This window comes from Methyloglobulus morosus KoM1, from assembly GCF_000496735.2.
In the GTDB taxonomy this organism is placed as follows: Bacteria; Pseudomonadota; Gammaproteobacteria; order Methylococcales; family Methylomonadaceae; genus Methyloglobulus; species Methyloglobulus morosus.
In genome coordinates this window covers 33,681-41,984 of record NZ_AYLO01000006.1, presented here as the reverse complement: position 1 = coordinate 41,984, position 8,304 = coordinate 33,681, and the positions used below count along the sequence as shown (strand labels likewise).

General features: G+C 50.7%; 6 protein-coding genes. All 6 read left to right on the top strand.

The annotated features are described in order from the left end of the window. Positions 1-68 precede the first annotated feature (68 nt). On the top strand, positions 69-194 hold the full coding sequence (locus MGMO_RS20810) for a hypothetical protein (RefSeq protein ID WP_268768263.1): 126 nt from the start codon (positions 69-71) through the stop codon (positions 192-194). Between the two features lie 99 nt (positions 195-293). Further along, positions 294-1,901 (top strand): NAD(P)/FAD-dependent oxidoreductase, encoded by a 1,608-nt coding sequence (locus tag MGMO_RS00565; protein WP_023493054.1) that lies wholly within the window; start codon positions 294-296, stop codon positions 1,899-1,901. A gap of 209 nt (positions 1,902-2,110) precedes the next feature. Beyond that, positions 2,111-3,019, top strand: a complete 909-nt coding sequence (cysD, locus tag MGMO_RS00560) for a sulfate adenylyltransferase subunit CysD (protein WP_023493053.1) — start codon at positions 2,111-2,113, stop codon at positions 3,017-3,019. A gap of 36 nt (positions 3,020-3,055) precedes the next feature. Further along, complete coding sequence (locus MGMO_RS00555; RefSeq protein ID WP_023493052.1) at positions 3,056-3,397, top strand: four helix bundle protein; 342 nt, start codon at positions 3,056-3,058, stop codon at positions 3,395-3,397. Between the two features lie 53 nt (positions 3,398-3,450). Continuing rightward, positions 3,451-5,076, top strand: coding sequence for a sulfate adenylyltransferase subunit CysN (gene cysN / locus MGMO_RS00550; protein ID WP_023493051.1), 1,626 nt, complete (start codon positions 3,451-3,453; stop codon positions 5,074-5,076). A 142-nt stretch (positions 5,077-5,218) separates the two neighbouring features. Further along, a complete protein-coding gene (gene uvrA / locus MGMO_RS00545; protein WP_023493050.1) occupies positions 5,219-8,050 on the top strand; it encodes an excinuclease ABC subunit UvrA in 2,832 nt (943 codons plus the stop codon). Positions 8,051-8,304: the final 254 nt, after the last annotated feature.

Genomic DNA, 8,304 nt, shown 5'->3' with positions numbered 1-8,304 from the left:
SSSMCGTTACCAATTGATTTTCATCCCCTCATCCCAACCTTCTCCCTGAGGGAGAAGGAGCTGTCCCCATGCCAAGCCAAGCCAAGCCAAGCACCAGCGATTTTATTGGGAATAGCCCGATAGGGGTGCGGCAATGTGCGGTAAAAACGACGGAGCGCAGGAAACAAACGGCATCCGGGCGGCCTTTCTTTTGATTTCTTTCCTTTGAGCAAAGAAAGAAAAGTATTTCGCCTTCGGGTGCGAGAACCCGATTAAAATAAGCGTCGCATCAGCGACACACAAATTAAACCAAAATGCTCCGAATCACCGAACTCAAGCTCCCCCTAAACCACCCAGAAGATGCAATCAGGCCAGCGATCCTGACTCGACTAGGGATAACCGAAGAAGACCTTATCACCTATCAAATATTCCGCCGCGCCCACGATGCCCGTAAACGTAATGACATCCACCTTATCTATACCCTTGATATCGAAACAAAACATGAAAATGACATTTTATCGCGCTTTAAAACCGACCCGAAAATCTCCTTAACGCCGGATACGACTTACCGCTTTGTTACCCAAGCACCACAAAATCTGCCTACACGCCCTGTCATCATCGGCATGGGGCCGTGCGGCCTGTTTGCAGGATTAATCCTGGCGCAAATGGGCTTTCGCCCGATCATCCTGGAACGCGGCAAGGAAGTGCGGGAACGCACTAAGGATACCTTCGGCCTGTGGCGGAAACGCATTTTTAACCCCGAATCCAACGTGCAATTCGGCGAAGGCGGCGCAGGGACGTTTTCCGACGGTAAACTGTACACGCAAATCAAGGATCCTAATCATTACGGGCGCAAAGTTTTAACGGAATTCGTCAAAGCGGGTGCGCCGCCCGAAATCCTCTATGTCAGCAAACCCCATATCGGGACTTATCGACTGGTGACGATGGTTGAGCAAATGCGGGCAACGATTGAATCATTGGGTGGGGAAATCCGTTTTCAAAGCCGTGTAGACCGGATCGAAATTGAAAAGGGTGAAGTTCAGGGCGTTACCCTGACCAACGGGAACAGCATTTCCAGCAACCATGTCGTGCTTGCTGTTGGCCATAGCGCCCGAGATACCTTCAAAATGCTTTACGATCTTGGCGTGTATCTTGAAGCCAAGCCATTTTCGGTCGGATTTCGTATCGAACATCCGCAGTCTTTAATCGATACTTGCCGTTATGGAAGCAATGCCAGCAATCCGATCTTGGGTGCTGCCGATTACAAACTCGTCCATCATTGCAAAAATGGCCGTTCGGTTTACAGTTTTTGCATGTGCCCCGGCGGGACGGTGGTGGCCGCCACCTCTGAAGCCGAACATGTTGTCACCAACGGCATGAGCCAGTATTCCCGGAACGAACGCAATGCCAACAGCGGCATCGTCGTCGGTATTACACCGGAGGATTATCCGGGGCATCCGCTGGCAGGCATCGATTTCCAGCGTCGCTTGGAAGCCCACGCTTATGTTCTCGGCGGTAAGAGCTATGCTGCACCGGGGCAATTGGTCGGTGATTTTCTGGCGAATGTCCCTTCAACAGCCTTCGGCAAGGTCCTGCCTTCCTATCTGCCCGACGTACATTTGTGTAATCTCGATTCAGCCTTGCCGGATTATGCGATTGCAGCGATTCGTGAGGCCATCCCTGCATTCGACAAGCTTATTCCCGGCTTTGCGATGCCCGATGCCGTGTTGACGGGCGTCGAAACCCGCACCTCATCGCCCGTTCGCATCAAGCGCAACGCGCATTTCCAGAGCATCAATACCCAAGGACTTTATCCAGCGGGAGAAGGTGCGGGCTATGCAGGAGGGATTCTTTCAGCCGCCGTTGATGGTATTAAGGTAGCTGAAGCTGTAGCCCTTGATATGACTGGCGGCAACAAATAGTCACCGAGTTGAAAAGACGCAATTCTGGCAATAACTTGGCTTTCCAACTAAAATGGTCGGCCTGATCACTCCTTGTGCACGCTGGGTTACCCTCGCTGCCAATTAAGTTAAGAAAAAAACCTTGTCTCACTTAGGGAAAAGGGACTAAATCACTTAAATTAATTCACAGCTTGGGCCATCATGCTTAGAAACCACAAAACACGACCTTGATGACCGATTACAGACTTACCCACCTTAAACAACTGGAAGCCGAAAGCATCCATATCATCCGTGAAGTTGCCGCCGAATTTGAAAAGCCCGTGATGTTGTATTCCATTGGCAAGGATTCTGCCGTCATGTTGCACCTGACCATGAAGGCCTTTTATCCCGGTGTTCCGCCGTTTCCCTTATTGCATGTCGATACGACCTGGAAATTCAGGGAAATGATTGAGTTTCGTGACAAAATGGTCAAAAACCTGGGGCTGGAGCTACTGGTATACATAAACCAGGATGGCGTTGACCAAGGCATTGGGCCATTCACGCATGGCAGCAAAAAACACACGGATGTCATGAAGACAGATGCCCTTAAGCAAGCATTGAACCTTTATCAGTTTGATGCGGCGTTCGGCGGCGCACGGCGTGATGAGGAAAAATCCCGTGCCAAAGAACGCGTATATTCATTCCGCGACAAGAACCACCGCTGGGACCCGAAAAACCAACGCCCGGAACTATGGAATATCTACAATGGCACAGTGGATAAAGGCGAAAGCATCCGCGTTTTCCCGCTGTCCAACTGGACGGAGTTGGACATCTGGCAATACATCCACCTGGAAAACATCCCCATCGTACCCTTGTACTTCGCCAAAGAACGTCCCGTAGTCAATAAGGAAGGCATGTTGATAATGGTCGACGATGAGCGCATGCCCATCGGCCCTGATGATAAAGTCGAGATGAAAAATGTGCGCTTTCGCACGTTGGGCTGCTACCCGCTAACCGGAGCGGTCGAATCGACAGCGACCACCTTACCTGAAATTATCCAGGAAATGCTGCTGACCACGACCTCCGAACGACAAGGCCGACTGATCGATCATGACCAAGCCGGTTCGATGGAACAGAAAAAACGCGAAGGTTATTTTTAAAAACAGTCCCAAGGCAAAAGGCGCAAGACTAAAAACATGAGATTTGAGGATTTGGAGGTCTGGAAACGATCTTGCCGCTTATCTGTTGAAATATATAAGGCACTAAACAATTGCAAGGATTTTAGCTTTAAAGACCAAATAACACGGAGTAGCCTATCTGTACCTAGCAATATAGCTGAAGGATTTGAGCGCAATAGCGATAAAGATTCCGTTAAATTTTTTTACTATGCCAAAGGCTCATGCGGTGAATTACGAACACAAATTTATATTGGTATAGAAATTGGCATTATTTCAAAAGAAGTAGGCCTTAAGTGGAAAGATGAAGCTGAACAAATTTCAAAAATGCTTTCATCATTCATAAAATCACGAACCGTTTAACACTGTGCCTTGCGCCCTGCGCCTTGTGCCTAAAAATTTTAGGAAAATTTTTCATGTCCCACCAATCCGAACTCATCAGCACCGACATTGATGCTTATTTAGCGCAACATGAACGCAAGGAAATGCTGCGGTTTTTGACTTGCGGTAATGTCGACGACGGCAAAAGCACCTTGATAGGCCGCTTGTTGCATGATTCCAAAATGATTTACGAAGACCAACTGGCGGCGGTACAAGCCGATAGCGTCAAATCCGGCACGACAGGTGCGGGTAAAATCGACTTGGCATTGCTCGTTGACGGCTTGCAGGCGGAACGGGAGCAAGGCATTACCATTGATGTGGCCTACCGTTATTTTTCGACTTCCACCCGCAAGTTCATCATTGCCGACACTCCAGGCCACGAGCAATACACCCGCAACATGGCAACGGGCGCGTCAACCTGCGATCTCGCCATCATCCTGATCGATGCCCGATACGGCGTACAAACGCAAACCAAACGCCACAGCTTTATTGCCTCTTTGCTGGGTATCCGGCACATTATCGTCGCCGTCAACAAAATGGATTTGGTGGATTACAGCGAAGGCGTGTTCAATAAGATCAAACAGGATTACCTGGACTTCACCAGCACCCTCGATTTGCACGACATTAGCTTCATACCTTTGTCCGCACTGGATGGCGATAACGTAGTCAACCGCAGCGACAACATGCCCTGGTTTACGGGCTTACCGCTGATGGAAGCGCTAAACACCGTTAAAATCGCCAACGACCATAACTTTAACGATGCCCGTTTTCCGGTGCAATACGTCAACCGCCCCAACCTTGACTTCCGTGGCTTCTGCGGCACGGTGGCTTCTGGCGTATTTCGCAAAGGCGATGTCATCACGGCCCTGCCCTCCGGCAAAAGCAGCAAAATCAAGTCTATCGTCACCTTCGACGGCGACCTTCAGGAAGCCTTTCCACCGATGGCGGTCACCTTTACGCTGGAAGACGAGATCGATGTCAGCCGTGGCGATATGTTGGTCGGCAAGGACCAATACGCTCCGGTCGTTTCCGACAAATTCCGCGCCAGCATCGTCTGGATGGCAGAAAAACCGCTCACTCCGAGCCGCCAATATGCGATCAAGCTAGCGACACGGAAAGTGTACGGTTCCATTTCCCTGATCCATCATCGTATCGATGTCAACACGCTGGAACATCATGATGCCGATGAATTGAAACTCAACGAGATTGGCTCCTGCACCGTTTCGGTTACCGCACCAGTCGTATTCGACCCTTACAAAAACAGCAAAAGCACAGGGTCGTTCATCATCATCGACCGCCTGACCAACGGCACGGTCGGCGCAGGCATGATTACGGGGACAACCGAGGACGAAGAGTTGAGCCCCGTCAGCGTCCAAGACCGCGCCGCCCGTTTCAGCCAAACGGCAACCGCCATCGCCTTATTGGGCGCAAACGGCAAGACATTCGCTTATCAACTGGAAAGGAAACTTTTCGATAACGGCCATGCCGCCACTGTGCTTGAAACAACCAACACAGAATTGGTCACGGCTATCAAACACGCGGGTTTGCTTTGCTTGTGCATAGAAAATAACAGTTCCGTCGACATTGTTTTCGATGCGGACAAGCAGTCGATAGATGATATTTACGGTGAGTTGAAAAACAAGAAAATTATTTATAGCTAACTTTGAAAGGGGCTGGTGGCTTATGGCCTCAAAGTTCAGCTATCGAAATTGAGAGTGCAAGCTCCTCGTTTGTACTTGCCATTTGTCTTAATTCACAATTAATCGTATATTGCGGGCTGTTTAAATAACCCTGTCTTAACGAATGGATACGATCAGCATCCGTGGTGCACGGACGCATAACCTAAAAAATATCGACCTCGACCTGCCCAGGGATAAGCTTATCGTTATCACGGGGCTGTCCGGCTCTGGGAAATCGTCACTGGCTTTCGACACCATTTATGCGGAAGGACAACGGCGTTATGTCGAATCGCTTTCTGCGTACGCAAGACAATTCTTGTCGATGATGGAAAAGCCGGATGTCGATCACATCGAAGGCTTATCTCCCGCGATTTCTATCGAACAAAAATCCACTTCCCACAATCCGCGTTCGACGGTCGGCACCATCACGGAAATTTACGATTACCTGCGCCTACTATATGCCCGTGCTGGTACGCCGCGTTGCCCTGAGCATCACAGCTCGTTGGAAGCACAAACCATCAGCCAGATGGTCGACCTGATCTTGGTGCAACCGCAAGACCAGCGCTGGATGTTATTGGCCCCGATCATCAATGAACGCAAAGGCGAGCACCTGCAATTGTTGGATGACTTACGGGCACAAGGCTTTATCCGGGCACGGATTGACGGCACGGTTTACGACCTGGATGCCACACCGACCATCGATCCCAAAAAGAAACACACGATTGAGGTGATAGTCGACCGTTTCAAAATCCGCCCAGACATTGCCTTACGGTTGGCGGAATCGTTTGAAACCGCCCTACGGATCGCTGACGGTATCGCGGTAGCTGTCTGCCTGGACGATAGCCAAAGTGATAATAAGGAGCTCATATTTTCCGAACGCTATGCGTGCCGACTGTGCGGTTATAGCTTGAGCGAGCTAGAACCGCGTATTTTTTCTTTCAACAACCCCAAAGGGGCCTGCAACGATTGTGATGGTTTGGGAGTCAAGCAGCATTTCGATCCCGGCCTGATTATCCACAACCCGGACATTAGCCTTGCCGGGGGCGCAATTCGCGGCTGGGACCGGCGTAATGCTTATTATTACCAGATCATCTGTTCGCTGGCGAAACATTACGGTTTTGACCCAGAAACCCCGTTTTCCGCCCTACCCGCAGACATTCAAAATGTCGTGCTGTATGGCAGCGGTAAGGAAATTATCGAGTTTACTTACCTGAATCCCGGCGGGGCGGCAACCAAAAGGCACTATTCCTTTGAAGGCATTGTCGCCAATATGGAACGGCGTTATCATGAAACCGACTCGCAGATGATCCGCGATGAGCTGTCCAAATACTTGTCGCAAAAGGTTTGTACGACATGTAATGGCGCAAGGTTGAACCCTTCGGCGAGGAATGTCTTCATCGACGACTTGCCCATACATATTGTGACGCGCTTTCCTATTCGCCAATCCCTGGGATTTTTTAACGACTTGAACTTGCCCGGCAAACGCGGCGAAATATCGCAAAAGATTATCAAGGAAATCAGGGAACGCCTGGAATTCCTGGTGAATGTGGGCCTGGATTACCTGACCTTAGACCGCAGCGCGGACACGCTTTCCGGCGGCGAAGCGCAACGTATCCGGCTTGCCAGCCAGATCGGCGCGGGCTTGGTGGGCGTGATGTACGTGCTGGACGAACCGTCCATCGGCCTGCATCAGCGCGATAACCAACGCTTGTTGAACACGCTGTTCCGGCTGCGCGATTTGGGCAATACCGTCATTGTCGTCGAACACGACGAAGATGCCATCCGTTCTGCCGACCATATCGTCGATATAGGCCCTGGCGCGGGTGTGCATGGCGGTAACATCGTCGCACAAGGGACATTTGATGACATCCTGAAAAACCCTGAATCCTTAACGGGACAATATTTGTCCGGGAAATGCGACATAACCGTACCCAAAGTCACTACGCCAGCCGATAAGGACAAGCAAATCACCATCCGCAATGCCCACGGCAACAACCTGAAAAATGTCACGATCTCAATTCCGGTCGGCTTATTGACCTGCGTGACGGGCGTGTCGGGATCGGGAAAATCGACGCTGATTAACGACACGCTCTACTGCCATGCTGCCCGACTGATTAACCGTGCTGGCTTAATTCCCGCCCCTTGCGATGCAATTGACGGCTTGGAGCATTTCGATAAAGTCGTCGATATCGACCAAAGTCCGATAGGCCGCACACCGCGCTCGAACCCGGCCACCTACACGGGCTTGTTTACGCCCATCCGCGAACTGTACGCCGCCACGCACGAAGCGCGTTCGCGCGGCTACACGCCAGGTCGGTTCAGCTTTAACGTCAAAGGCGGACGCTGCGAAGCCTGTAAGGGCGACGGCGTTATCAAGGTGGAAATGCACTTCTTGCCGGATATTTACGTGCAATGCGACAGTTGCAAGGGCAAGCGTTACAACCGCGAAACCCTAGAAATCCGCTACAAAGGTAAAAGCATCACCGAAGTCCTGGACATGACGGTGGAAGATGCCGCCCAGTTTTTCAGCGCCGTGCCGACCTTGGCGCGCAAGCTGCAAACCCTGATTGAAGTCGGCCTGAGCTACATCACCCTAGGGCAGAATGCCACCACGCTGTCCGGTGGCGAGGCGCAACGGGTCAAACTCGCCAAGGAGCTGTCCAAACGCGACACCGGAAAAACCTTATACATCCTGGACGAACCAACGACAGGGCTGCATTTCCATGACATCAAACAATTGCTGGGAGTTTTGCATACGCTGCGCGACCACGGCAATACCATTGTCGTCATCGAACACAACCTGGATGTCATCAAAACTGCCGACTGGATTATCGACATGGGGCCGGAAGGCGGCGACGGCGGCGGACTGTTAGTCGCCGAAGGGTCGCCGAAACAAGTCAGCCAAAATAAGGCTTCGCATACGGGGGAGTATTTGAGGAGATTTTTTCAGAAATGAATCTACAGGACTATAAACTTGTAGGTCACATTGCCGCGATAGCGGTTATGTGAGATTTTATGGAAAAGCGTCAGGGAACGCTAACGCGTACCCTGACCTACTCGGCTGGGATAAATAAAGCACCCATTTGATATGCTACGAAAACCGTCTTTTCTCCCAAGAGCAATGGAATTGGCATAAATAAATATTGCAAAAACAAATCTTTATTTTATTGCAAATGCCACTAAACTAAAGTAAACCACCTGGAGAACCAC

Bases quoted from the DNA above. Each gene is read 5' to 3' on its own strand.
- MGMO_RS20810 (WP_268768263.1), top strand. From the start codon at position 69: ATGCCAAGCCAAGCCAAGCCAAGCACCAGCGATTTTATTGGGAATAGC.
- cysN (WP_023493051.1), top strand. From the start codon at position 3,451: ATGTCCCACCAATCCGAACTCATCAGCACCGACATTGATGCTTATTTA.
- MGMO_RS00565 (WP_023493054.1), top strand. From the start codon at position 294: ATGCTCCGAATCACCGAACTCAAGCTCCCCCTAAACCACCCAGAAGAT.
- cysD (WP_023493053.1), top strand. From the start codon at position 2,111: ATGACCGATTACAGACTTACCCACCTTAAACAACTGGAAGCCGAAAGC.
- uvrA (WP_023493050.1), top strand. From the start codon at position 5,219: ATGGATACGATCAGCATCCGTGGTGCACGGACGCATAACCTAAAAAAT.
- MGMO_RS00555 (WP_023493052.1), top strand. From the start codon at position 3,056: ATGAGATTTGAGGATTTGGAGGTCTGGAAACGATCTTGCCGCTTATCT.